This window comes from Pseudomonas sp. GM74, assembly GCF_000282455.1.
Taxonomy (GTDB): Bacteria; Pseudomonadota; Gammaproteobacteria; order Pseudomonadales; family Pseudomonadaceae; genus Aquipseudomonas.
This window is the reverse complement of the sequence record NZ_AKJG01000062.1, coordinates 21,264-43,749: the sequence shown is the minus strand read 5'-3', so window position 1 is coordinate 43,749 and position 22,486 is coordinate 21,264. Positions and strand designations below refer to the sequence as shown.

General features: G+C 61.4%; 19 protein-coding genes, 1 other RNA gene and 1 pseudogene. 12 read left to right on the top strand and 9 right to left on the bottom strand.

Annotated features, from left to right (window positions below; translation table 11 throughout):
* The 11 genes from PMI34_RS13525 to PMI34_RS13575 all read left to right on the top strand — a co-directional run.
* Window positions 1–398 (top strand): cbb3-type cytochrome c oxidase subunit II (locus PMI34_RS13525; RefSeq protein WP_032829686.1); only part of this gene is annotated, 398 nt, incomplete at its 5' end.
* A gap of 5 nt (window positions 399–403) precedes the next feature.
* A complete protein-coding gene (locus tag PMI34_RS13530) occupies window positions 404–589 on the top strand; it encodes a CcoQ/FixQ family Cbb3-type cytochrome c oxidase assembly chaperone (protein WP_003175465.1) in 186 nt (61 codons plus the stop codon).
* Window positions 586–1,563: a cytochrome-c oxidase, cbb3-type subunit III gene (gene ccoP, locus PMI34_RS13535; protein WP_008050214.1), complete on the top strand. Its 978-nt coding sequence runs from the start codon at window positions 586–588 to the stop codon at window positions 1,561–1,563. Before PMI34_RS13530 ends, ccoP begins: the two co-directional genes overlap by 4 nt.
* A gap of 327 nt (window positions 1,564–1,890) precedes the next feature.
* A complete protein-coding gene (ccoG, locus tag PMI34_RS13540) occupies window positions 1,891–3,306 on the top strand; it encodes a cytochrome c oxidase accessory protein CcoG (RefSeq protein ID WP_008050213.1) in 1,416 nt (471 codons plus the stop codon).
* An 11-nt stretch (window positions 3,307–3,317) separates the two neighbouring features.
* Complete coding sequence (locus PMI34_RS13545; protein WP_008050212.1) at window positions 3,318–3,851, top strand: FixH family protein; 534 nt, start codon at window positions 3,318–3,320, stop codon at window positions 3,849–3,851.
* Between the two features lie 139 nt (window positions 3,852–3,990).
* Window positions 3,991–6,441, top strand: coding sequence for a heavy metal translocating P-type ATPase (locus tag PMI34_RS13550; protein WP_008050211.1), 2,451 nt, complete (start codon window positions 3,991–3,993; stop codon window positions 6,439–6,441).
* A gap of 22 nt (window positions 6,442–6,463) precedes the next feature.
* Window positions 6,464–6,682 (top strand): cbb3-type cytochrome oxidase assembly protein CcoS, encoded by a 219-nt coding sequence (gene ccoS, locus PMI34_RS13555; protein WP_008050210.1) that lies wholly within the window; start codon window positions 6,464–6,466, stop codon window positions 6,680–6,682.
* Window positions 6,675–7,358 carry a sulfite exporter TauE/SafE family protein gene (locus PMI34_RS13560; protein ID WP_008050209.1) on the top strand — a complete coding sequence of 228 codons (684 nt, stop codon included), beginning with the start codon at window positions 6,675–6,677 and terminating at the stop codon, window positions 7,356–7,358. Before ccoS ends, PMI34_RS13560 begins: the two co-directional genes overlap by 8 nt.
* A 263-nt stretch (window positions 7,359–7,621) precedes the next feature.
* Window positions 7,622–9,004: an oxygen-independent coproporphyrinogen III oxidase gene (hemN, locus tag PMI34_RS13565; protein ID WP_032829687.1), complete on the top strand. Its 1,383-nt coding sequence runs from the start codon at window positions 7,622–7,624 to the stop codon at window positions 9,002–9,004.
* 90 nt (window positions 9,005–9,094) lie between these two features.
* Window positions 9,095–9,826, top strand: a complete 732-nt coding sequence (fnr, locus tag PMI34_RS13570) for a fumarate/nitrate reduction transcriptional regulator Fnr (RefSeq protein WP_008050207.1) — start codon at window positions 9,095–9,097, stop codon at window positions 9,824–9,826.
* Between the two features lie 80 nt (window positions 9,827–9,906).
* Window positions 9,907–10,455, top strand: a complete 549-nt coding sequence (locus PMI34_RS13575; protein WP_008050206.1) for an adenine phosphoribosyltransferase — start codon at window positions 9,907–9,909, stop codon at window positions 10,453–10,455.
* A gap of 134 nt (window positions 10,456–10,589) precedes the next feature.
* On the opposite strand, the gene PMI34_RS13580 is transcribed toward PMI34_RS13575, so the two are convergent.
* The 5 genes from PMI34_RS13580 to dnaX all read right to left on the bottom strand — a co-directional run bounded on the left by PMI34_RS13580 (window position 10,590) and on the right by dnaX (window position 16,449).
* On the bottom strand, window positions 10,590–11,738 hold the full coding sequence (locus PMI34_RS13580) for an acyl-CoA dehydrogenase family protein (protein WP_008050205.1): 1,149 nt from the start codon (window positions 11,736–11,738) through the stop codon (window positions 10,590–10,592).
* A gap of 211 nt (window positions 11,739–11,949) precedes the next feature.
* Complete coding sequence (recR, locus tag PMI34_RS13585; RefSeq protein WP_008050204.1) at window positions 11,950–12,552, bottom strand: recombination mediator RecR; 603 nt, start codon at window positions 12,550–12,552, stop codon at window positions 11,950–11,952.
* 79 nt (window positions 12,553–12,631) lie between these two features.
* Window positions 12,632–13,663, bottom strand: coding sequence for an NADP-dependent oxidoreductase (locus tag PMI34_RS13590; RefSeq protein WP_008050203.1), 1,032 nt, complete (start codon window positions 13,661–13,663; stop codon window positions 12,632–12,634).
* Between the two features lie 286 nt (window positions 13,664–13,949).
* Window positions 13,950–14,288, bottom strand: a complete 339-nt coding sequence (locus PMI34_RS13595) for a YbaB/EbfC family nucleoid-associated protein (RefSeq protein WP_007971455.1) — start codon at window positions 14,286–14,288, stop codon at window positions 13,950–13,952.
* A gap of 67 nt (window positions 14,289–14,355) precedes the next feature.
* Window positions 14,356–16,449 (bottom strand): DNA polymerase III subunit gamma/tau, encoded by a 2,094-nt coding sequence (dnaX, locus tag PMI34_RS13600; protein ID WP_008050202.1) that lies wholly within the window; start codon window positions 16,447–16,449, stop codon window positions 14,356–14,358.
* A 123-nt stretch (window positions 16,450–16,572) separates the two neighbouring features.
* On the opposite strand from dnaX, the gene PMI34_RS13605 reads away from it, so the two are divergent.
* Entirely contained in the window at window positions 16,573–17,370 is a 798-nt protein-coding gene (locus PMI34_RS13605; RefSeq protein ID WP_008050200.1) for a substrate-binding periplasmic protein, read from the top strand.
* A 60-nt stretch (window positions 17,371–17,430) separates the two neighbouring features.
* Here PMI34_RS13605 and ffs read toward each other — a convergent pair.
* The 4 genes and pseudogenes from ffs to zipA all read right to left on the bottom strand — a co-directional run bounded on the left by ffs (window position 17,431) and on the right by zipA (window position 22,282).
* Window positions 17,431–17,527: signal recognition particle sRNA small type (gene ffs / locus PMI34_RS28150), an RNA gene on the bottom strand.
* 111 nt (window positions 17,528–17,638) lie between these two features.
* Window positions 17,639–18,805 (bottom strand): annotated as a pseudogene (locus PMI34_RS0127295) (zinc-binding metallopeptidase family protein).
* Window positions 18,806–18,978: 173 nt separating this feature from the next.
* Window positions 18,979–21,336 (bottom strand): NAD-dependent DNA ligase LigA, encoded by a 2,358-nt coding sequence (gene ligA / locus PMI34_RS13610; RefSeq protein ID WP_008050197.1) that lies wholly within the window; start codon window positions 21,334–21,336, stop codon window positions 18,979–18,981.
* A 91-nt stretch (window positions 21,337–21,427) separates the two neighbouring features.
* Window positions 21,428–22,282 carry a cell division protein ZipA gene (zipA, locus tag PMI34_RS13615; RefSeq protein ID WP_008050196.1) on the bottom strand — a complete coding sequence of 285 codons (855 nt, stop codon included), beginning with the start codon at window positions 22,280–22,282 and terminating at the stop codon, window positions 21,428–21,430.
* Window positions 22,283–22,486: the final 204 nt, after the last annotated feature.

Below are 22,486 nucleotides of genomic sequence, written 5' to 3'. Positions count from 1 at the left end.
TGATCCGTCCGTTCCGTGCCGAAACCGAACGCTACGGCCACTACTCGGTCGCCGGTGAAAGCGTCTGGGACCACCCGTTCCTGTGGGGTTCCAAGCGTACCGGTCCGGACCTGGCCCGCGTCGGCGGTCGTTACTCCGATGACTGGCAGCGTGCGCACCTGTACAACCCGCGCAACGTCGTGCCCGAGTCGAAAATGCCGGCCTACCCGTTCCTCGTGGAAAACAAGCTCGACGGCAAAGACACCGCCAAGAAAATGGAAGTCTTGCGCACGCTCGGCGTCCCTTACACCGACGAAGATATCGCCGGCGCCAGGGATGCTGTGAAGGGCAAAACCGAAATGGACGCGCTGGTGGCCTATCTGCAAGGCCTGGGCACCATCATCAAAAGCAAACGGTGAATTGGATGGATATCGGGATGATTCGTGGCCTGGGCACCGTTGTCGTGATGGTGGCCTTCATCGGACTGGCACTGTGGGTGTTCAGTCCCAAGCGCAAGTCGGAGTTTGAAGACGCGACCTTGCTGCCTTTCGCGGATGATCCCGAAGCCATCAAGCACGTCGAGCAAGCTTCTAGGAGTAACAAAGAATGACTACATTCTGGAGTCTGTACGTCACAGTCCTCAGTCTCGGCACCATCTTCGCCCTGACCTGGCTGCTGCTGTCCACCCGCAAGGGCCAGCGCGCCGAGCAAACCGACGAGACGGTTGGTCACTCCTTCGACGGGATCGAGGAGTACGACAACCCGCTGCCGAAATGGTGGTTCATGCTGTTCGTGGGCACCATCATCTTCGCACTGGGCTACCTGGCGCTGTATCCGGGCCTGGGTAACTGGAAAGGCCTGCTGCCGGGTTACGGCTACCTCGACAACGAGAAGCAGACCCCGTTCGCCAACGGCCAGACCGGCTGGACCGGTGTTCACGAGTGGGAAAAGGAAATGGCCAGGTCGGACGCCAAGTTCGGTCCGATCTTCGCCAAGTTCGCGGCCATGCCAATCGAAGAAGTGGCCAAGGACCCGCAAGCCCTGAAGATGGGTGGCCGCCTGTTCGCCTCCAACTGCTCGGTTTGCCACGGTTCCGACGCCAAGGGCGCCTATGGCTTCCCGAATCTGACCGACGCCGACTGGCGCTGGGGCGGCGAGGCACAAACCATCAAGACCACCATCATGGGCGGCCGTCATGCGGTGATGCCTGCGTGGGCTGAAGTGATCGGCGAACAAGGCGTGGCCGACGTGGCCGCGTTTGTCCTGACCAACCTGGATGGCCGCAAGCTGCCGGAAGGCGCCAAGGCCGATCCGGTTGCCGGGCAGAAACTGTTCGCTACCAACTGCGTGGCGTGCCACGGTCCGGAAGGCAAAGGCACCCCAGCGATGGGCGCACCCGACCTGACTCACCCGGCAGCGTTCATCTACGGTTCGAGCTTCGCTCAACTGCAGCAGACCATCCGTTACGGCCGTCAGGGCCAGATGCCTGCGCAAGAGGCAATGCAGGGTAACGACAAGGTTCACCTGCTGGCCGCTTACGTCTACAGCCTGTCTCACGGTGAGAAGGCAGCGGACGCCGAGTAAGGCAAACGCTTGAAGCAACAAAAAACGGCCCCGCCAATGTGAATTGGCGGGGCCGTTTCGTTTGAGGCCAGTATTCGAGGGATCAAATTGAAAAATGCAGTCATGGAATGAAACAGGATCGAACGACCCACACCGAAAACTCGTCCATAATTTACAAGTCAATTGATTCAAGTCATTACACCATCAATTGATTTTGCCAAACGTGACCAAAGGTCGCACCCGCAGGCTAGAGCGACAGGCGTATCATTGCGCCACTGCAACACCCCTTTTTGACCGCGGTCGGCACGTACTGACCGAGGCACTTTTCCACTGCCGTGGGATGCAATGATGAGCAACCAGATTCCGGTACACGACGTCACTCCACCCACCAGGAACGCGAACAACAGCGTCGACCTCTACGCCTCCAGGGAAAAAATCTACACCCGCGCCTTCACCGGCCTGTTTCGCAACCTGCGGATGACCGGCGGAGCCCTGTTGTTCCTGCTGTATTTCGGCACGGTGTGGCTGAACTGGGGCGGTCATCAGGCCGTGTGGTGGAACCTGCCGGAGCGCAAGTTCTTCATTTTCGGCGCCACCTTCTGGCCCCAGGATTTCATTCTGCTGTCCGGCATGTTGATCATCGCCGCCTTCGGCCTGTTCTTCATCACCGTGTACGCCGGCCGGGTCTGGTGCGGTTATACCTGCCCGCAAAGCGTCTGGACCTGGATCTTCATGTGGTGCGAAAAAGTCACCGAAGGTGACCGCAACCAACGCATCAAGCTCGACAAGGCGCCGATGACCGCCAACAAGTTCCTGCGCAAGTTCAGCAAGCACACCATGTGGCTGCTGATCGGTTTCGTCACCGGCATGACCTTCGTCGGCTACTTCTCACCGGTCCGCGAACTGGTGTTCGACTTCTTCACCGGCCAGGCGGATGGCTGGTCGTACTTCTGGGTCGGTTTCTTCACCCTCGCCACTTACGGCAACGCCGGCTGGTTGCGCGAACAGGTGTGCATCTACATGTGCCCGTACGCACGCTTCCAGAGCGTGATGTTCGACAAGGACACCCTGATCGTTTCCTACGACCCGCGCCGTGGCGAAGGCCGTGGCCCGCGTAAAAAAGGCATCGACTACAAGGCTCAGGGCCTGGGTGACTGCATCGACTGCACCATGTGCGTCCAGGTCTGCCCGACCGGTATCGACATCCGCGACGGCCTGCAGATCGAATGCATCGGTTGCGCCGCCTGCATCGACGCCTGCGACGCCATCATGGACAAAATGGAATACCCGCGCGGACTGATCAGCTACACCACCGAGCACAACCTGTCCGGGCAGAAAACCCATAAACTGCGTCCGCGCCTGATTGGCTATGCCATTGTGCTGCTGGCAATGATCAGCCTGCTGGTGACGGCATTCTTCATGCGTGCGCTGGTGGGCTTCGATGTCAGCAAGGACCGCGTGCTGTACCGCGAGAACGCCGAAGGCCGGATCGAAAACGTCTACAGCCTGAAAATCATGAACAAGGACCAGCGTGACCATACCTACCTGCTCGACGCCTCCGGCCTGCCGGATCTCAAATTGCAGGGTCGACGCGAGATCAAGGTCGCGGCCGGCGACATCGTCAGCCAGCCTGTCGAGCTGTCCGTCGCACCGGAAAAACTGCCGTCGAGCACCAACGAGGTGAAATTCATCCTCAAGGACGCCGATGACGAAAGCGTCCACATTGAAGCCAAGAGCCGGTTCATCGGCCCACAGAATCGTTGAGAGAACTGAACATGCCCGCAGCAACTGCCGCAAGCCCCTGGTACAAGCACCTCTGGCCGTGGATCATCATCGGGATCCTGGCCTGCTCGGTGGCCTTGACCTTGTCCATGGTGACCATCGCGGTGAACAACCCTGACAACCTGGTCAACGACAACTACTACGAGGCCGGCAAAGGCATCAACCGCTCCCTTGACCGTGAGCTGCTGGCCCAGACCCTGAAAATGCGTGCCAGCGTTCATCTCGACGGCATGACCGGCGAGGTTGACCTGCGCCTGAGCGGCGACAGCCAGCCCGGGACCCTGGAGCTGAACCTGATCTCGCCGACCCAGCCGGAAAAGGATCGCAAGATCACCCTGACCCGCAGCGAAACCGAACAGGGCCGCTACATCGGCCAGTTGAACGACAAGGTCGAAGGCCGGCGTTTTGTCGAGTTGCTTGGCACTCAGGACGAGCACATCTGGCGCATGTTCGAAGAGGAAATGGTCAGCCATGACAAGGATCTGCTGCTCGGTGACGAACCGTTGCAAGGTGCCGAAGACCTGTAGGAGCTGCCGCAGGCTGCGATCTTTTGATCTTGCTTTTGCAGCGCTCCCAAAAAGATCGCAGCCTCGTTTCACTCGTCAGCTCCTACAGTGATGAGGCCCTCCCTGACGACAGAGATCCCGCAGCATTAGTGAAAAACCCATGACCACCCCACTCCCCTGCTACCACTGCGCCCTGCCCGTCCCGGCCGGCAGCCGCTTCACCGCCGCGGTCCTGGGGCAAACCCGCGAATTCTGCTGCCCGGGTTGCCAGGCCGTGGCCGAGGCCATTGTCGCCGCCGGTCTGGAAAGCTATTACCAGCACCGCAGCGAAGCCTCGTCCAACCCCGAAGCACTGCCAGTGCAACTGGTGGATGAACTGGCGCTGTACGACCGTGCCGATGTGCAGCAACCCTTCGTTCGCCACGACGGCGAACTCGCCGAAACCACACTATTGATGGAAGGCATCAGTTGCGCCGCCTGCGGCTGGTTGATCGAAAAACACCTGCGCACCTTGCCTGCCGTAGCCGAAGCGCGCCTGAACCTGTCCAACCATCGCCTGCACGTACGCTGGAGCGACGCGCAATTACCGCTGAGCCAGGTCCTCAGCGAGCTGCGCCACATCGGTTACGCCGCGCACCCGTATCAGGCCGACCGGGCCAGCGAACAACTGGCCAGCGAAAACCGCCTGGCCCTGCGCCAGCTCGGCGTGGCCGGGTTGCTGTGGTTCCAGGCGATGATGGCAACCATGGCCACCTGGCCTGAATTCAACATCGACCTGAGCCCCGAACTGCACACCATCCTGCGCTGGGTTGCGCTGTTCCTCACCACCCCGATCGTGTTCTACAGCTGCGCGCCGTTCTTCAAGGGCGCCATGCGCGACCTGCGCACCCGCCACCTGACCATGGACGTTTCGGTGTCGCTGGCCATCGGCAGCGCCTACATCGCCGGGATCTGGACATCCATCACCGGGGTCGGCGAACTGTATTTCGATGCCGTCGGCATGTTTGCCCTATTCCTGCTGGCCGGGCGTTATCTGGAGCGGCGCGCCCGCGAACGCACCGCCGCCGCCACCGCGCAGCTTGTGAATCTGCTGCCCGCCTCGTGCCTGCGATTGACAGCCGACGGCCAGAGCGAACGCATTCTGCTCAGCGAACTGCGCATTGGCGATCAGGTGCTGGTTCATCCAGGCGCCATTCTCCCGGCTGACGGCAAGATCCTCGACGGCCAGTCGAGTGTCGACGAATCGCTGCTGACCGGCGAATACCTGCCGCAACCCCGCACCCTGGGCGATGCGGTCACCGCCGGCACAATGAACGTCGAAGGCGCGCTTACCGTCGAGGTCCAGGCCCTGGGCCAGGACACTCGCCTCTCGGCCATCGTTCGCCTGCTCGATCGTGCCCAGGCCGAAAAGCCGCGCCTGGCGGAAATCGCCGACCGCGCCGCGCAATGGTTCCTGCTGTTGTCGCTGATCGCCGCCGCCGCGATTGGCCTGTTGTGGTGGGAGCTGGACTCATCGCGGGCATTCTGGATTGTGTTGGCGATGCTGGTGGCGACCTGCCCGTGCGCCTTGTCGCTGGCGACGCCGACCGCCCTCACCGCCGCCACCGGCACATTGCACAAACTTGGCCTGCTGTTGACCCGTGGTCATGTGCTGGAAGGCTTGAACCAGATCGACACGGTGATTTTCGACAAGACCGGCACCCTCACCGAAGGTCGCCTGGCGCTGCGTTCGATCCGCCCCCTCGGCGCCCTCGACAGCAATCAATGCCTGAGCCTCGCCGCCGCCCTGGAAAACCGCTCCGAACACCCGATCGCCCGCGCTTTCGGTCGTGCGCCGATGGCGGCCGAAGAAGTCCACAGCACACCGGGCCTTGGTCTGGAGGGGCTGGTTGAAGGGCGACGCCTGCGCATCGGCCAATCGTGTTTCGTCTGCGAACTCAGCGGCGCCGTGGTGCCGTCGATGCCCGAAGAAGCCGGCCAATGGCTGCTGCTTGGCGACAGCCAGGGACCGCTGGCATGGCTTGTCCTCGATGATCGCTTGCGTGCCGATGCGCCCGAGCTGCTGGCCGCGTGCAGGGCGCGTGGCTGGCGCACGCTGCTGTTGTCCGGCGACAGTTCGCCGATGGTCGCCAGCGTGGCGGCGGAACTGGGCATCGATGAAGCCCGTGGCGGCTTGCGTCCGGACGATAAACTGCAGGTACTGCAACAACTGCACAAAGAAGGGCGCAAGGTGTTGATGCTGGGTGACGGGGTCAATGACGTGCCGGTGCTGGCGGCTGCGGATATCAGCGTCGCCATGGGCTCGGCCACCGACCTGGCGAAAACCAGTGCCGATGCGGTGCTGCTGTCCAACCGCCTCGACGCGCTGGTGCAAGCCTTCAGCCTGGCGCGGCGCACCCGTCGGGTCATTATCGAGAACCTGCTGTGGGCGGGGTTGTACAATGGCCTCATGCTGCCCTTCGCCGCCCTAGGCTGGATCACTCCGGTCTGGGCGGCGGTGGGCATGTCGATCAGTTCGTTGACCGTGGTATTGAACGCGCTGCGCCTGACTCGCATGCCGAGCGCGCCCGCCCCCTGCACCACGCCAGAAACCCGCCCGCTGCCGGCCTGAGCCGCGCGAGCATGGAGTCCAGATGCCAGCTCTTTACGTGATGATTCCCGCTGCACTGCTGATCGTGGCCATCGCCGTCTATATCTTCTTCTGGGCGGTGGACAGCGGTCAGTACGACGACCTTGACGGCCCGGCCCACAGCATCCTGTTCGACGACCAGGACCCGAACCACACCGCCGCCGTCGATGAGGCCAGCGGCCAATCGGCCAAGCCGCAAGACAAGGCCCCGCCCCATGCTTGACCTGGCGCCACTGCTGGTGTCGGCGGTGATCCTCGGCTTGCTCGGCGGCGGCCATTGCCTGGGCATGTGCGGCGGCTTGATGGGCGCGCTGACCCTGGCGATTCCCAAGGAGCAACGCAGCCGCCGCTTTCGCCTGCTGCTGGCCTACAACCTGGGGCGGATTCTGAGTTATGCCTGCGCCGGACTGCTGATCGGCCTGGCCGGATGGGCCGTGGCCAGCAGCCCGGCGGCGATGTTCCTGCGTGTCCTCGCCGGGTTGCTACTGATTTCCATGGGCCTGTACCTGGCCGGCTGGTGGAGTGGCCTGACCCGTATCGAAAGCCTCGGTCGAGGCTTGTGGCGGCACATCCAGCCAGTCGCCAACCGGTTGCTGCCGGTATCGAGCGTTCCGCGCGCGCTGCTGCTGGGTGCGCTCTGGGGCTGGCTGCCGTGCGGCCTGGTTTACAGCACCCTGCTATGGTCAGCCAGTCAGGGCAACGCGCTGGACAGTGCATTGTTGATGCTTGCGTTCGGGCTCGGCACCTGGCCGGTATTGCTGGCGACCGGCCTGGCTGCCGAGCGCGTCACCGCACTATTGCGCAAGCGCAGTGTGCGCATGGCGGGTGGGATGCTGGTGATGCTGTTTGGTCTCTGGACACTGCCGGGGCCGCATCAGCATTGGTTGATGGGGCACTAAATCGGCGGCGCCCCCTTGTAGCAGCTGCCGAGCCTGCGAGGCTGCGTTCGGTGCGGGCCGCGTTCGGACGCAGCCGTCGTAAACCCTGAGCACCAAATTCACCTGTAACACCGCACAGTCTGATTTCACGACGGCTGCGCCGCCGAACGCAGCCTCGCAGGCTCGGCAGCTGCTACAGGGTGATTGATGTAAATCAAGATCCCCCAACCCGACCTCGCATAAGGTGGCCGACACTGCCAGCCTATCCGGGGAATGCCCGCATGATGCTCGACGCCATTCGTTGGGACACCGATCTGATCCGCCGTTATGACCTGGCGGGACCCCGCTACACCTCGTACCCGACCGCCGTGCAATTCAACAGCCAGGTCGGCACCTTCGACCTGTTTCATGCCCTGCGCGACAGCCGCAAGGCCCAACGCCCGTTGTCGCTGTACGTGCACGTGCCGTTCTGCGCGAACATTTGCTACTACTGCGCCTGCAACAAGGTCATCACCAAGGATCGCGGCCGGGCGCAGCCGTATTTGCAGCGCCTGGAACAGGAGATCCAGTTGATCGCCTGCCACCTCGACCCCACGCAGAAAGTCGAGCAACTGCACTTCGGTGGTGGCACGCCGACCTTTCTCAGCCACGACGAACTGCGCCAGTTGATGGCGCATTTGCGCAAACACTTCAATTTGCTCGACGACGATTCCGGCGACTACGGCATCGAGATCGACCCCCGCGAGGCCGACTGGTCGACCATGGGACTGCTGCGGGAACTGGGTTTCAACCGGGTCAGCATCGGCCTGCAAGACCTCGACCCGGCGGTGCAACGCGCAGTCAATCGCCTGCAAAGCCTGGAAGAAACCCGCGCGGTGATCGACGCCGCCCGCACCTTGCAGTTTCGCTCGATCAATATCGACTTGATCTACGGCCTGCCGAGACAGACGCCGGAGAATTTCGCCCGCACCGTCGAAGAGGTCATCAACCTGCAACCGGACAGGTTATCGGTGTTCAACTACGCCCACCTGCCGGAACGCTTCATGCCGCAGCGGCGCATCAACAGCAATGAACTGCCGACACCCGCACAGAAACTGGAAATGCTGCAGCGCACCATCGAGCAACTGATCGGTGCAGGCTACCGCTACATCGGCATGGACCACTTCGCCCTGCCCGACGATGAGCTGGCGATTGCCCAGGAAGAATCGACCCTGCAACGCAATTTCCAGGGTTACACCACCCACGGTCATTGCGATCTGATCGGCCTCGGCGTCTCGGCAATCAGCCAGATCGGCGACCTCTACTGCCAGAACAGCAGCGACCTGAACCACTATCAGAACACCCTGGCCTCAATGCAACTGGCCACCAGCCGCGGCCTGCTGTGCAATGCCGATGACCGGCTGCGGCGCGCGGTCATTGCGCAATTGATCTGCAATTTCAGCCTGGAATTCTCCGACATCGAACAGGCCTTCAACATCGACTTCCAGGGCTACTTCGGCGAACTCTGGCCCCAACTGCAAGGCATGGCCAAAGACGGGCTGATCGAACTCGATCGCGACAGGATCACCATCCTGCCCGCCGGGCGACTGTTGGTGCGTTCGGTGTGCATGGTGTTCGACGCGTACCTGGAACAACACAGCCGCCAGCGATTTTCACGGGTGATCTAATTCTGCAAGCTAGCGTCCCGGACTGGCCTCGATCTCCTATGGTGAGTTACCCTTACGTCTTATGTGTGAATTCCCACAAGGATTGAAGAAATGTCCGAGCCAGTAAAACAGCGCGCTCATAATCAAGCCCATTGCAAGGATTGCAGCCTGGCCCCTCTTTGCCTGCCACTTTCGCTGAATCTGGAAGACATGGATGCGCTGGACGAAATCGTCAAGCGCGGCCGGCCGCTGAAAAAGGGCGAGTTTCTGTTTCGCCAGGGCGATACCTTCGATTCTGTCTACGCCGTCCGTTCCGGCGCCCTCAAGACCTTCAGCCTGAGCGACTCCGGTGAAGAACAGCTCACCGGCTTTCACCTGCCCAGCGAACTGGTCGGCCTGTCGGGCATGGACACCGAAAAGCACCCGGTGTCGGCACAAGCCCTGGAAACCACCTCGGTATGTGAAATCCCTTTCGAACGCCTCGACGAACTGGCCCTGCAATTGCCGCAGTTGCGCCGCCAGTTGATGCGGGTGATGAGTCGCGAAATCCGTGACGACCAGCAGATGATGCTGCTGTTGTCGAAAAAGACCGCCGACGAACGCATCGCCACCTTCCTGGTCAACCTGTCGGCACGTTTCCGCGCCCGGGGTTTTTCCGCCAATCAGTTCCGCCTGAGCATGTCGCGCAACGAAATCGGCAACTACCTGGGCCTGGCGGTGGAAACCGTGTCTCGCGTCTTTACCCGCTTCCAGCAAAACGAGCTGATTGCGGCAGAAGGCAAGGAAATCCGGATTATCGACCCGATCCAGCTGTGCGCCCTGGCCGGTGGCTCACTGGACTGAAACAAAACGTTGCGGCTGAGCGAAAGGGTTCAGCCGCCGTTATACTGCCTCGTTTGCAGCCCTGCCAGGACACCACGACGATGGTCTTCGACTCCTTCGACATCAAATCCCTCATCCGCCCTGTCATCGACTTCCCGAAGCCGGGCGTGATCTTTCGCGACATCACCCCGCTGTTCCAGTCACCCACGGCCCTGCGCCTGGTGATGGACAGCTTCGCCCACCGTTACGTCGAGGCTGACTTCACCCACATCGGCGCGATGGATGCCCGTGGTTTCCTGATAGGCTCGGTACTGGCCTATCAGTTGAACAAACCGCTGGTGCTGTTCCGCAAGCAAGGCAAACTGCCGGCTGAAGTGTTGGCCGAGGGCTATGCGACCGAATACGGCGAAGCCTTCCTGGAAGTGCACGCCGACAGCCTGTGCGAAGGTGACTCGGTGGTGATGTTCGATGACCTGATCGCGACCGGCGGCACCCTGATTGCCGCCGCAAATCTGATCCGCCGCATGGGCGCGCGGGTGCATGAAGCGGCGGCGATCATCGATCTGCCGGAGCTGGGTGGCTCGCAACGTCTGGAAGACATGGGCATTCCGACGTTCTGCCTGACGCAGTTTGCGTTGAGCGACAAGTAAGCGGCGCCTGTCAGACCGCCATCGCGAGCAAGCTCGCTCCCACAGGAATCTGCGGCGTTCACAAATTCTGTGCATGACAAAGAACACTGTGGGAACGAGCTTGCTCGCGATGGCGTCAGCCGCCACACCGCCGATTACAGCCCCATCTGCTTACTGATGATCTCGTTCATCACTTCCCGCGTCCCGCCACCAATCGACAGGATCCGGTTGTCGCGGTACAGGCGCTCGACCAGACTCTCGCGCATATAACCTAGCCCACCCAAAATCTGCACCGCATCATTGACGATCCGGTCCGCGGTATCCGTCGCAAAATTCTTGGCCATGGAAATTTCCTTGATCACGCCCTGCCCCGCCGCCATTTTCGCGGCCTGGCGGTATGTGAACTCCCGGGACACTTCCAGCGCGGTCGCCATCTCGGCCAGGCGATGCTTGATCACCTGAAACTTGCCGATCGGTTTGCCAAAGGCTTCGCGCTGGCGCGCCCATTTCAGGCTCTCCTCCAGCGCCAGTTGTGCGGTCATGTTGGCCATCAACGCCAGGGCCAGGCGCTCGCTCTGGAAATTACCCATGATGCAGGCAAAACCCATGTTCTCGGTGCCGATCAGGTTTCCTACAGGCACTCGGCAATCATCAAAGAACAGTTCAGCGGTGTCTGACGCCCACCAGCCCATTTTCTTCAGCTGCCGTCCTACGGTGAAACCTGGCGTGCCCTTCTCGATCAGCAACAGGCTGATGCCACCGAAACCCGGCTCGCCCGTTCGCACTGCAACAGTGTAGAAATCCGCACGCACGCCGCTGGTGATAAAGGTCTTGCTGCCACTGACCCGGTAGAAATCACCTTCGCGCACGGCACGGGTTTGCAGGTTGGCGACGTCGGAGCCGCCTCCAGGCTCGGTGATGGCCAGGGCGCTGATCTTCTCTCCAGACAGCACCTGGGGCAGCACACGATCCCGAACTTCGGGTCGGGCCCACTTGAGAATGGGCGGCAAGCCGATATCCAGCGAGCCCAGGCCGGCGACCAGCCCGCCTGAGCCGCAGCGCATCAACTCTTCACTGGCGGCAACCTTGGCGAACAGATCCCCTTCGTGGCTGCCTCCGTAAGTTTGCGGATAACCGATACCGAGAATCCCCGCCGCGCCGGCCTTGAGGTAGAGCTCGCGAGGAAAGCTTTCGGCTTCTTCCCACTGCTCGATATCAGGAAGTATCTCGCGTTCGACGAAACGTCTGACGCTGTCGCGGACCAATTGGTGGCTGGGGTCGAAGTATTCCTGAAAGGCAGACATCGGCTAGCTCCACTGAAGGGGTCAGTGAAGTTAACCGAGCGCTTGCTTGGTTTTCAACAGGATTGTGTCATTCACACAGACCGCGTCGCCTGCATCGCGAGCAAGCTCGCTCCCACAGGGATGGAGGGTGCACACAGAATTTTTGTACGACACAAAACTACTGTGGGAGCGAGCTTGCTCGCGATGGCGTCAGCATGGACGCCACATGAACTCAGAGTGAGATCGGCTTACGCCCGGCAAACGAATGCGCCAGCGTCCCGCCATCCACCAGTTCCAGCTCGCCACCCAGCGGCACGCCATGGGCGATGCGCGAGGCGATCAGGCCTTTGCTGCTGAGCAATTGGGCGATGTAGTGCGCCGTGGCTTCACCTTCCACGGTCGGGTTGGTGGCCAGAATGACTTCGGCGAACGTGCCGGCCTCCTCGATCCGCGCCATCAATTGCGGAATGCCGATGGCTTCCGGACCCAAGCCGTCGAGCGGCGACAGATGCCCCTTGAGCACGAAATAGCGTCCGCGAAAACCGGTCTGCTCCACCGCATAGACGTCCATCGGGCCTTCCACCACGCAAAGCAAGGTATCGTCGCGACGGGTATCGGCGCATTGCGGGCACAGATCATCTTCCGTCAGCGTACGGCACAAGCGGCAGTGACCGACCCCTTCCATGGCCTGGCTCAGGGCCAGCGCCAGACGCGAGCCGCCGCTGCGGTCGCGTTCGAGCAGCTGCAACGCCATGCGCTGGGCGGTTTTCTGACCCACGCCTGGCAAAATTCGCAAGGCGTCGATCAGTTGGCGAATCAAAGGGCTGAAGCTCATGGTGGAAAAGTCCGACAAAACAACGAGACGCGGTTTATACCCGCGCCTCGGTTGAGCGTCAAATTGCAGCGTGAATTACTCAGTCCCGGGAAACCCGAACCACCAGTTTGCCGAAGTTGCGCCCTTCCAACATGCCGATGAACGCATCGGGCGCCTGTTCCAGGCCATCGACCACGTCTTCGCGGAACTTCACCTTGCCATCACGTACCCAGGGCGCCATGGCACTGAGGAATTCCGGCTGGCGATCACCATAGTCATCGAACACGATGAAGCCCTGGATGCGCACCCGCTTGGTCAACAAGGTGCGCTGCAACAGGGGCAGGCGATCCGGGCCGCTCGGCGCCTCATGGGCGTTATAGGACGCGATCAAGCCACACAGTGGAATCCGCGCCTTGGGATTGAGCAACGGCACCACGGCGTCGAATACCTTGCCACCGACATTTTCATAATAAATGTCGATGCCTTTGGGACAGGCTTGCGCCAGTTCCTCAGCAAAATCCGGGCTCCTGTGATCGATGCAGGCGTCGAAGCCCAACTCGTCGACCACATAGCGGCACTTTTTCGCTCCACCCGCCACACCAACCACCCGCAGGCCCTTGATCTTCGCCACCTGGCCAACCACCGAACCCACCGCGCCGGACGCCGCTGCAACCACCAGGGTCTCGCCGGCCTTGGGCTGGCCGATGTCCATCAGGCCCATGTAGGCGGTCATGCCCGGCATACCCAGTACCCCGAGGGCCATCGAAGGGCTTGGCAGCGCGGGAATCGGAATGATGCTGCGACCGTCATTGATGCTGTGGCTTTGCCAGCCGGTGGCACCGACCACCAGGTCACCTTCCTGAAACTTCGGATTGAGCGACCGCTCGACCCGGCTGACAGCGCCCCCGGTCATGACTTCGCCGATTTCCACCGGCGCGGCGTAGGAAGGTGCGTCACTCATGCGTCCGCGCATGTAGGGATCCAGCGACAGGAAAACGGTCTTGAGCAGCACCTGACCGTCGGCCAGATCCGGCAGCGCCACGCGCTCCATGCGAAAGTTTTCCGGCGTTGGCGCACCCACCGGGCGAGAAGCCAGGACAATGCGTTGATTGAGGGTAATGGGGTCGGACATGGCAGCGTCTCCTGTGATCGATGAGGTTCAGTGATATAGGGAGCAGACCTTTGTGGCGGTATGGCGTTCGATGTTTATTCAGTTAAACCGAGGCGACTTCATCGCGGGCAAGCCCGCTCCCACAGGGGATTCTCGCCGTACACAAATCCCCTGTGGGAGCGGGCTTGCTCCGGGCGGCGATCCGACGAAGGCGCCGTCACGGACGACACATACCCAAAAGACAGAAACAAAAATGCCAGGCGCTATGCCTGGCATTTTTGTAACTCATCTGCCGCCTGAAGGCGAATCAGAATGGCAGTTTCATGCCCGGCGGCAGTTGCATGCCGGCAGTCATGCTGCCCATTTTGTCCTGGCTGTTGGCTTCGATCTTGCGCACGGCATCGTTGACCGCGGATGCGATGACCGCTTCCAGCATTTCCTTGTCGTCTTCGCTCATGCCTTCGACCAGGCTCGGGTCGATGGTCACGCTCTTGACGTCATGACGACCGGTCATCACCACGGTGACCATATCGCCACCGGCCTTACCGGTGACTTCGGCGTTGGCCAGTTCTTCCTGCATCTTGGCCATTTTTTCCTGCATCTGCTGCGCCTGCTTCATCAGGCCGGCCATGCCACCTTTCATCATGGTAATCACCTCAAAAGTACTTGGATTAAAACAGCGCCCGGCCCATGCGGCCGGGTGCCTTCAGTTATTAGCCCTGAGCGACCAGGACGTCGACAGGTTCAATAGTATCGTTACGGACCACCGCACCGAACTGCTGCATCATTTGCTGGATGAACGGATCACCGTGGATCGACTCCTCCGCCTCGCGCTGACGGTTGGCGCGGCGGCGTGAAGCCGCTTGTGCCGGGGTTTCCTGCTCGGGCTTGATCAGCTCGATGCTCAGGGTCAGCGTGCGCTGGTGATACTGGTTCAGCGCATCGTTGAGGCGACGCTGTTGAGTGGCGTTGAACAAGGCGCTGTGGGCCGGGTCCAGGTGCATCAGCCAATTGTCGCCATCCACCGCGATCAGCGTGCAGTTGGCGGCGATGCTGCCGGTCATGCCGGAGATCGGCAATTTCGGGAACAGCTCCAGCCATTGCAGGGCCAATCCGGTGGCCGGCATTGCCGCGGGCTCCGGCTCGGGCTCCGGAGCCGGGTCGGCGGCGTGCTCGCTGGCCAGCTCGTCGAGGTAACTGTAGGCCGAATCCATGTCCGGCTCGATGTAATCCTCGTCCAGCGGCGGCTCGTCATCCAGGTCCATACCCGGCGTCGCGGCATCGACGGCTGCCACCGAGGGTTCCGGGATGGGCGCGGCGGCCCACTCCGGGGCGTCCGGCACCACACTGTCCGGCGTCGGCAACGGCATCGGCGGCAATTCGGGTTGTTCACTGGCGGTTTCCAGCACCGGCTGCGTCGCCGGTTGCTGGACGGGTGCCCGCTCGACCGGGTCATTCCACGGCAGGTCGACCACCTCTTCGACCACGGCCGCTTCAACCACAGGCACAGGTTCCGGCACAACGACCGGCGCAATCGGTTCCGGCGCAGGCACTGGAGCCGCCACCGGCGCAGCCGCTACCGGTGTAACGGCCGCTACCGGTGCAACGGCCGCAGCGACTACCGGCGCAACAACCGGCGCGGCAGCCACTGAGTTTGCGGAATCAACTGTGGCCTGGCTGATCCCCACTGGCTTTAGCGGTTGCCTCGGGGCATCCGCGGTGTCTGCGGGCCGGAACGCCAGCATCCGCAGCAACACCATTTCAAAACCGCCCCGGGGATCCGGCGCCAGCGGCAGGTCGCGGCGGCCGATCAGACCCATCTGGTAGTAGAACTGCACGTCTTCGGCCGGCAACGCCTGGGCCAGTGCCAGCACGCGATCACGGTCGCCGTGACCGTTATCGACACCTTCCGGCAAAGCCTGGGCGATGGCAACGCGGTGCAGCACATTGAGAATTTCCGAGAGCACGCCGTTCCAGTCCGGGCCTTGTTCGGCCAAGTGGCGGACGGCTTCGAGCAACGCCTTGGCATCGCCTTCGATCAGCGCATGCAGGACGTCGTAGACCTGCCCGTGATCGAGGGTCCCGAGCATCGCCCGCACATCGGCGGCCAGGACCTTGCCCTCACCGAAGGCAATTGCCTGGTCGGTCAGGCTCATGGCATCACGCATCGACCCGTCGGCGGCGCGGCCCAGCAGCCACAGCGCATCGTCCTCGAACGGCACGTTCTCGACACCCAGTACGTGGGTCAAATGCTCGACGACGCGTTCCGGCGTCATGTTCTTCAGGGAGAACTGCAGGCACCGCGACAGAATCGTTGCAGGAAGTTTCTGCGGGTCGGTGGTCGCCAGGATGAACTTGACGTAGGGTGGCGGCTCTTCAAGGGTTTTGAGCAGTGCATTAAAGGAATGGCTGGAGAGCATGTGCACTTCGTCGATCAGGTAGACCTTGAAGCGCCCGCGGCTCGGGGCGTACTGCACGTTGTCGAGCAATTCGCGGGTATCTTCGACCTTGGTGCGGCTCGCGGCGTCGATCTCGATCAGGTCGACAAAGCGCCCTTCATCGATTTCACGACACACCGAACATTCGCCACAGGGGGTCGAAGTGATACCTGTCTCACAGTTCAGGCATTTGGCTATGATCCGCGCGATGGTGGTCTTGCCGACCCCACGGGTACCGGTAAAGAGGTAGGCGTGGTGCAGCCGCTGGCTGTCCAAGGCATTGATCAGAGCCTTGAGCACATGGGTCTGGCCGACCATTTCGCGGAACGAGCGCGGACGCCATTTACGTGCAAGAACCTGATAACTCATCGAAAACCGTCGCAGCGAAGGAAGCAGAAGCGGCTAATGCTAGCGGAGCAAGGGACAAATTGCATCCGGTGCGCTCGTGTATTGTGGCTAAGCTGCACATCGGGGGCTATTAACGGAGTGTTTATGCGGCTGGCCTTGGGGGCATTGCTGTTGATCAGCCTGGACGGCGTGGCTGCGCAAGCACCGCTGCGCTTCGTGATACCCGACAGCTGGAGCATGCCCATGGTGCAGCTTGAACGGGGCAAACCGACCCAGGGCATCCTGCACGACGTAATGCTCAGCCTCGCGACCCAGGTCGGCGTACCGGCCGAATTCCATGTGTTGCCCCGCAGGCGCATACAAAGCGCCATGGATCAAGGCGAGGTCGATGTCCGCTGTTATGTCACGCAATCGTGGCTGCCCGATCAGCCTGAAGATTATCTCTGGAGCATCCCGCTCTTCACTCAACCGGACTTGTTGATCACCCTGCATGCGCCGCCCGGCGCGGTCAAACCCGCCGACTTGCCGCAACAGTCCATTGGCACCGTGCTGGGCTACAACTACCCGACCCTGCAGCCGCTGTTCGACACCGGCCAACTACAGCGCGACGACGCACGCAATCAGGAACAAGTGCTGGAAAAGCTCCTGGCCGGTCGCAATCGCTATGCCGTCAGCAATCAATGGAGCCTGGACTGGTTCAATCACCGCCTGTTGCCGGAGCAGCAACTGCAAGGCGTGGCCGTGCTGCAGGAAAACCAGATCGGTTGCTACGTTCGCAACGACCCACAGGTCCCGGTGCAAAAGATCCTGCGCACCCTGGCGCGGATGAAGATGTCCGGGGAGATCGATGAGATTGTAAGGCTGTATATCGGTGGCGAGCCTGCGGCTGTGGATAAACCGCAAACGACGAAAAACCGCCCCGGACAAGATCCTGGCAGCTAACGAAAGTCTGTTTTCAGAAAGATAATGCGAGAGAACACTCGCGTGGCGTTAAGGTGGTAACCCCACCAGCCACACCCCGGCACACAATGTTCCCGCTGTGGCTGCTTCCTTCCGGATCTGACCAGGTTCACGGGTAATCGTTGCGGGGGGACCGATGGGGTCACCATAACGACGCTCACCTGTCGGCGAGCCGCGCCATTGTACCTATCTGAAGCGAAGTTACAACCGTTGGTTTCGGAATAAAAACATGAGGGGCTTCAAGCACTTGCTATTGCGCCTCAAGCACCTCGTCCGCCCTGCCGCCCTCCTGCTGAATCACCAGGTGAATAAAGTGCAGCCTGGCAATGACCGCCGGCGGCAGGACGAACGGATAGAAATCCGGCTGCCCCATGCTGCGTGACAATTCGTTGAGCATGCCCGCCAGTTCGATCCACGCATTGACGAACGACAGGAACGCCGCGCCGCCGGGATGCTGCGGATCGTAGAGGGTATCCAACGGAAATGGCTGATAGTCGAAGTCCATTTCCCGAGCGCTCATGCCAAAACCCAGCGCGGTGTCCACGGCGTCCATCATGTGCAGGTAATGCGCCCAGGTTTCGGCCCAGTCTTCCCAAGGGTGCATGGTGGCGTAGGCACTGACGTAGTGTTGCTGCCAGTCGAGCGGTGCGCCCTGCTGATAATGCCGTTCGAGGGCTTCGGCATAGCTGGCGCGCTCATCGCCGAACAAGCCGCGAAAAGGCTCAAGCCAATGGCTATGGGCGATCAATCGATCCCAGTAGTAATGCCCGACTTCGTGACGAAAATGCCCGAGCAAGGTGCGGTAGGGTTCGTGCATTTGCACCCGTACCTGTTCGCGGTGGGCATCGTCGGCTTCCTTGATATCGAGGGTGACCAGGCCATTGGCGTGTCCGGTGGTGGGCGGCTTGCCTTCGAGGCTGACGCCGATGAAATCGAAGGCAAGGCCGGTTTCTTCATCCACGCTTTTCGGGATGACGGGCAATCCAAGGCTGATCAGTTGCGCCACCAAGCGACGCTTGCCGGTTTCCACCTTGCGCCAGCGTTCGTGATTGTCCGTGATCGACAGGTCGGGAATCGTGCGATTCAAGCTACAAGCCATGCACAAGGTTTCGTGATGACTGGCCGGGAGCAGCCAATTACACGCTGCAGGTGAATCGAGATTGGCGCAGCGGCGGAACGCACCCGCCTGCGGATCGGCGTCGAGCAACCAGGTGTCGGGGCGCTCACCCGGTTGCAGCGAAGATAAACGGCTTTGCTCAGGCTGATATCCAAGGGCTGCCGAACACGCCAGTCACTGGCTGTTGCGAAAGAACAGCGACTGCCCGCAACGACAGCACCAGACTTTGCTGTTGCGCGAGCTTTCGCCCACGAACGGTGCGGTAATGCGCGAACTGAGCTGTTCGAAGAAACGGTACATGGCGATCTCTCCCGGGGGCTTGCAGAGACTAGATCATTACCGTGACGTGATCGTTCCCGCTTTCTGCCGGGGTGCTGAAATCGCCTTCGCGAGCAAGCCCGCTCCCACATTCGATCGGATTCTTGCAGGATGAACCCGGTTAAAGGTGGGAGCGGGCTTGCTCGCGAATGGCTTCACACCGAAATATCGTGCTCGCGCAGAAACTCGACAAACGCCTCTTCATCCAGCACCTTCAACCCCAACTCATTGGCCTTGGTCAACTTCGAACCGGCACCTGGCCCTGCGACCACGCAATGGGTCTTGGCCGACACCGAACCGGCGACCTTGGCCCCCAGGCTTTCGAGTTTGTCCTTGGCCACATCGCGGCTCATCAACTCCAGCGAGCCGGTCAGCACCCAGGTCTGCCCGGCCAGCGGCAAGCCTTCGACGACCTTTTTCTCGCTCTGCCAGTGCATGCCGAATTCAGCCAGTTGCTTCTCCGCCGCTTCGGCAATTTGGCGATTGTCCTCGACCGCAAAGAACTCGCGCACCGAATTGGCCTGTTTCTCCGGCAGCGCCTGGCGCATATCCAGCCAGTCAGCACCGATCACCGCCTGCAGCGAGCCGAATTTGTCCGCCAGTTTCTGCGCCCCGCCCGGCCCGACCAAGGGGATATGCAGCTTGTCGAGAAAACCACCCAGGGTGGTGCTCGCCGAAAACCCGGCACCCAACTCGCCCTGATCCTGAATCTGCAGGCCATGCCTGAGCAAATCAGCGATCACTTGCTGGTTATGCGCATCCTCGAAGAAGCTGTGGATCTCGTGCGCGACTTCCAGGCCAACATCCGGCAAGTACGTCAGCACCTGCGGCAAGGCCTGCTGCACCCGCTCCAGCGAACCCAGGGAGCGGGCCAAAACCTTGGCCGTCTCTTCGCCGACATCGGGAATCCCCAGGGCGTAGATGAACCGCGCCAGGCCCGGCTTCTTGCTGTCTTCGATGGCGCCGAGCAGGTTCTTGCTCGACAGTTCGGCAAAGCCTTCCAGATCGACGATCTGCTCGAACGTGAGGGCGTACAGATCGGCCGGCGAGCTCACCAGGCCTTCGTCGACCAGTTGCTCGACGCTCTTTTCACCCAGGCCTTCGATGTCCATGGCGCGACGGGAAACGAAGTGAATGATGGCCTGCTTGAGTTGCGCGCCACAGGCCAGACGACCGACGCAGCGATACACCGCACCTTCGCTGATCGTCTCGCGACCCTTGCTGCGTTTGATCAGCTGTGTGCGTTCGACATGGGAACCGCACACCGGGCACTGCTCTGGAATCTGCACCGGCCGGGCGTTTTCCGGACGGCGCTCCATGACCACTTGCACCACCTGCGGAATCACGTCACCGGCACGGCGGATGATCACCGTGTCGCCGATCATCAGGCCCAGACGCGCGACTTCGTCCATGTTATGCAGCGTGGCGTTGGCCACCGTGACGCCCGCGACCTTGACCGGCTTCAGGCGCGCCACCGGCGTCACCGCACCGGTGCGGCCGACCTGGAATTCCACATCGAGCAGCTCGGTAAGCTCCTCCATCGCCGGGAATTTGTGGGCGATTGCCCAGCGTGGCTCACGGGCGCGAAAACCCAGTTCGCGCTGGGAGGCAATGCTGTTGACCTTGAACACCACGCCGTCGATTTCATACGGCAGCGTGCTGCGACGCTCACCGATGTCGCGGTAGTAATCCAGGCACTCGGCGATGCCGTGCGCCAGTTTCAGCTCATGACTGATCGGCATGCCCCAGGCCTGGAGCTGCTGCAAATTGCCGATGTGCGTATCGGCAATGTCCGCCGACACCTGGCCGATGCCGTAGCAGCAGAACTCCAGCGGGCGATTGGCGGTGATCTTCGAATCCAGCTGCCGCAGGCTGCCCGCCGCTGCGTTGCGCGGGTTGGCGAAGGTCTTGCCGCCGACCTCCAGTTGCGTGGCGTTGAGCCGTTCGAAACCGGCCTTGGACATGAACACTTCGCCGCGCACTTCCAGGGTCGCCGGCCAGCCGGTACCGTGCAGCTTGAGCGGGATGTTGCGCACGGTGCGCACGTTGACGCTGATGTCTTCGCCGGTGGTGCCGTCGCCACGGGTCGCGCCACGCACCAGAATGCCGTCCTGATACAGCAGGCTGACGGCCAGGCCATCGAGCTTGGGCTCGCAGCTGTACTCGACGGTTGCGCCGCCACCGAACAGATCGCCCGCAGGCAGATCCAGGCCTTCGGTCACCCGGCGGTCGAACTCACGCATGTCGGTTTCTTCGAAGGCGTTGCCGAGGCTGAGCATCGGCACTTCGTGACGCACCTGGGTGAACGCCGACAGCGCCGCGCTGCCCACTCGCTGGGTTGGCGAGTCGCTGGTGATCAGTTCGGGATTGGCCGCTTCCAGAGCCTTGAGCTCATTGAACAAACGGTCGTACTCGGCGTCCGGAATGCTCGGCTCGTCGAGCACGTGATAGCGATAGTTGTGCTGATCCAGCTCAGCGCGCAGCTCTAAAATACGGTTCTTGGCGGCGGTCATGGGTGTTCTCTCATAAAGCAAAAGAGCAGCCGAGGCTGCTCAATCTGTTTTGCCGATTATCCCGCGCACCGCGCGGGAGTAACCATTTCAATCAACGCTTCTGGGTCAGGGCGCGGCGTTCGAATTCGACGATGCGCTGACGGTAGTGCTCGATCGTCTGGGCGGTCAGTACGCTGCGCTGATCATCCTTCAGTTCGCCGTTGAGCTCCTGGGACAATTTACGCGCCGCAGCCACCATCACGTCGAAGGCTTGCTTCGGATGGCGAGGGCCTGGCAGACCCAGGAAGAAGCTCACCGCCGGGGTGCTGAAGTGATCGATGTCGTCCAGGTCGAATACGCCAGGCTTGACGGCGTTGGCCATGGAGAACAGCACTTCACCGTTGCCGGCCATGCTTTCGTGGCGATGGAAAATGTCCATCTCGCCGAAACGCAAACCGCTCTCCAGAATGTTCTGCAACAGCGCCGGGCCCTTGAAGCCGGCAGCGTCGCGGCAGATCACGCTGATCACCAGCACTTCTTCCGCTTGCGGCTGATCCTTGTCGTTGACCGCTGGCGCGGACTTGGTGTCATCCGGGAAATCGTCGTCGCGACTGCTGAAGCTCGGGCCGCCGTCCAGATCCAGGCTGAGGTTCATGTCGCCCTGGGAAGGCTCACTGTGGCCACGCTTGCCGCGCTTGGAGCCCGACTCGCGAGGCTCGCGGGCCGGCATGCTCACCGATGGCAGGTCCTGCTCGTCCAGTTGCGGCTCTTTATGTGCGTCCAGCACGCGCGGCGGGCCCAGCAGCTCGGCGCTGCTGTCCTCGTCCGGCAGGTTGGACAGACTTCGATCAAGACGGAACTTCAGTTTTCCCTTGCCGCCGCGCATACGGCGCCAGCCATCGAAAAGAATACCGGCAATGACAATTATGCCGATGACGATCAGCCACTCGCGCAGACCGATTTCCATGTAATCCCGTGCCTCTATAAAAAATGCTGAAAAATAAGGGGTTTACAACCTGCAAACCGCTTTAAAACGTGGCGCCAACTCTATGTTCTGACAGGCGTTTTGCCCACGTATACGAAAAATTGACATTAAACTAGCACGACCAAAGGCAACTTTACACCGTCTACCACGTTGGCTAGCGCGAATATGTCGATTGGCCAGCAAGTC

What these genes read in the sequence shown, in the direction of transcription:
- PMI34_RS13530 (WP_003175465.1), top strand. Translation starts at nt 404, where the DNA reads ATGGATATCGGGATGATTCGTGGCCTGGGCACCGTTGTCGTGATGGTG.
- ccoP (WP_008050214.1), top strand. Translation starts at nt 586, where the DNA reads ATGACTACATTCTGGAGTCTGTACGTCACAGTCCTCAGTCTCGGCACC.
- ccoG (WP_008050213.1), top strand. Translation starts at nt 1,891, where the DNA reads ATGAGCAACCAGATTCCGGTACACGACGTCACTCCACCCACCAGGAAC.
- PMI34_RS13545 (WP_008050212.1), top strand. Translation starts at nt 3,318, where the DNA reads ATGCCCGCAGCAACTGCCGCAAGCCCCTGGTACAAGCACCTCTGGCCG.
- PMI34_RS13550 (WP_008050211.1), top strand. Translation starts at nt 3,991, where the DNA reads ATGACCACCCCACTCCCCTGCTACCACTGCGCCCTGCCCGTCCCGGCC.
- ccoS (WP_008050210.1), top strand. Translation starts at nt 6,464, where the DNA reads ATGCCAGCTCTTTACGTGATGATTCCCGCTGCACTGCTGATCGTGGCC.
- PMI34_RS13560 (WP_008050209.1), top strand. Translation starts at nt 6,675, where the DNA reads ATGCTTGACCTGGCGCCACTGCTGGTGTCGGCGGTGATCCTCGGCTTG.
- hemN (WP_032829687.1), top strand. Translation starts at nt 7,622, where the DNA reads ATGCTCGACGCCATTCGTTGGGACACCGATCTGATCCGCCGTTATGAC.
- fnr (WP_008050207.1), top strand. Translation starts at nt 9,095, where the DNA reads ATGTCCGAGCCAGTAAAACAGCGCGCTCATAATCAAGCCCATTGCAAG.
- PMI34_RS13575 (WP_008050206.1), top strand. Translation starts at nt 9,907, where the DNA reads ATGGTCTTCGACTCCTTCGACATCAAATCCCTCATCCGCCCTGTCATC.
- PMI34_RS13580 (WP_008050205.1), bottom strand. Translation starts at nt 11,738, where the DNA reads ATGTCTGCCTTTCAGGAATACTTCGACCCCAGCCACCAATTGGTCCGC.
- recR (WP_008050204.1), bottom strand. Translation starts at nt 12,552, where the DNA reads ATGAGCTTCAGCCCTTTGATTCGCCAACTGATCGACGCCTTGCGAATT.
- PMI34_RS13590 (WP_008050203.1), bottom strand. Translation starts at nt 13,663, where the DNA reads ATGTCCGACCCCATTACCCTCAATCAACGCATTGTCCTGGCTTCTCGC.
- PMI34_RS13595 (WP_007971455.1), bottom strand. Translation starts at nt 14,288, where the DNA reads ATGATGAAAGGTGGCATGGCCGGCCTGATGAAGCAGGCGCAGCAGATG.
- dnaX (WP_008050202.1), bottom strand. Translation starts at nt 16,449, where the DNA reads ATGAGTTATCAGGTTCTTGCACGTAAATGGCGTCCGCGCTCGTTCCGC.
- PMI34_RS13605 (WP_008050200.1), top strand. Translation starts at nt 16,573, where the DNA reads ATGCGGCTGGCCTTGGGGGCATTGCTGTTGATCAGCCTGGACGGCGTG.
- ligA (WP_008050197.1), bottom strand. Translation starts at nt 21,336, where the DNA reads ATGACCGCCGCCAAGAACCGTATTTTAGAGCTGCGCGCTGAGCTGGAT.
- zipA (WP_008050196.1), bottom strand. Translation starts at nt 22,282, where the DNA reads ATGGAAATCGGTCTGCGCGAGTGGCTGATCGTCATCGGCATAATTGTC.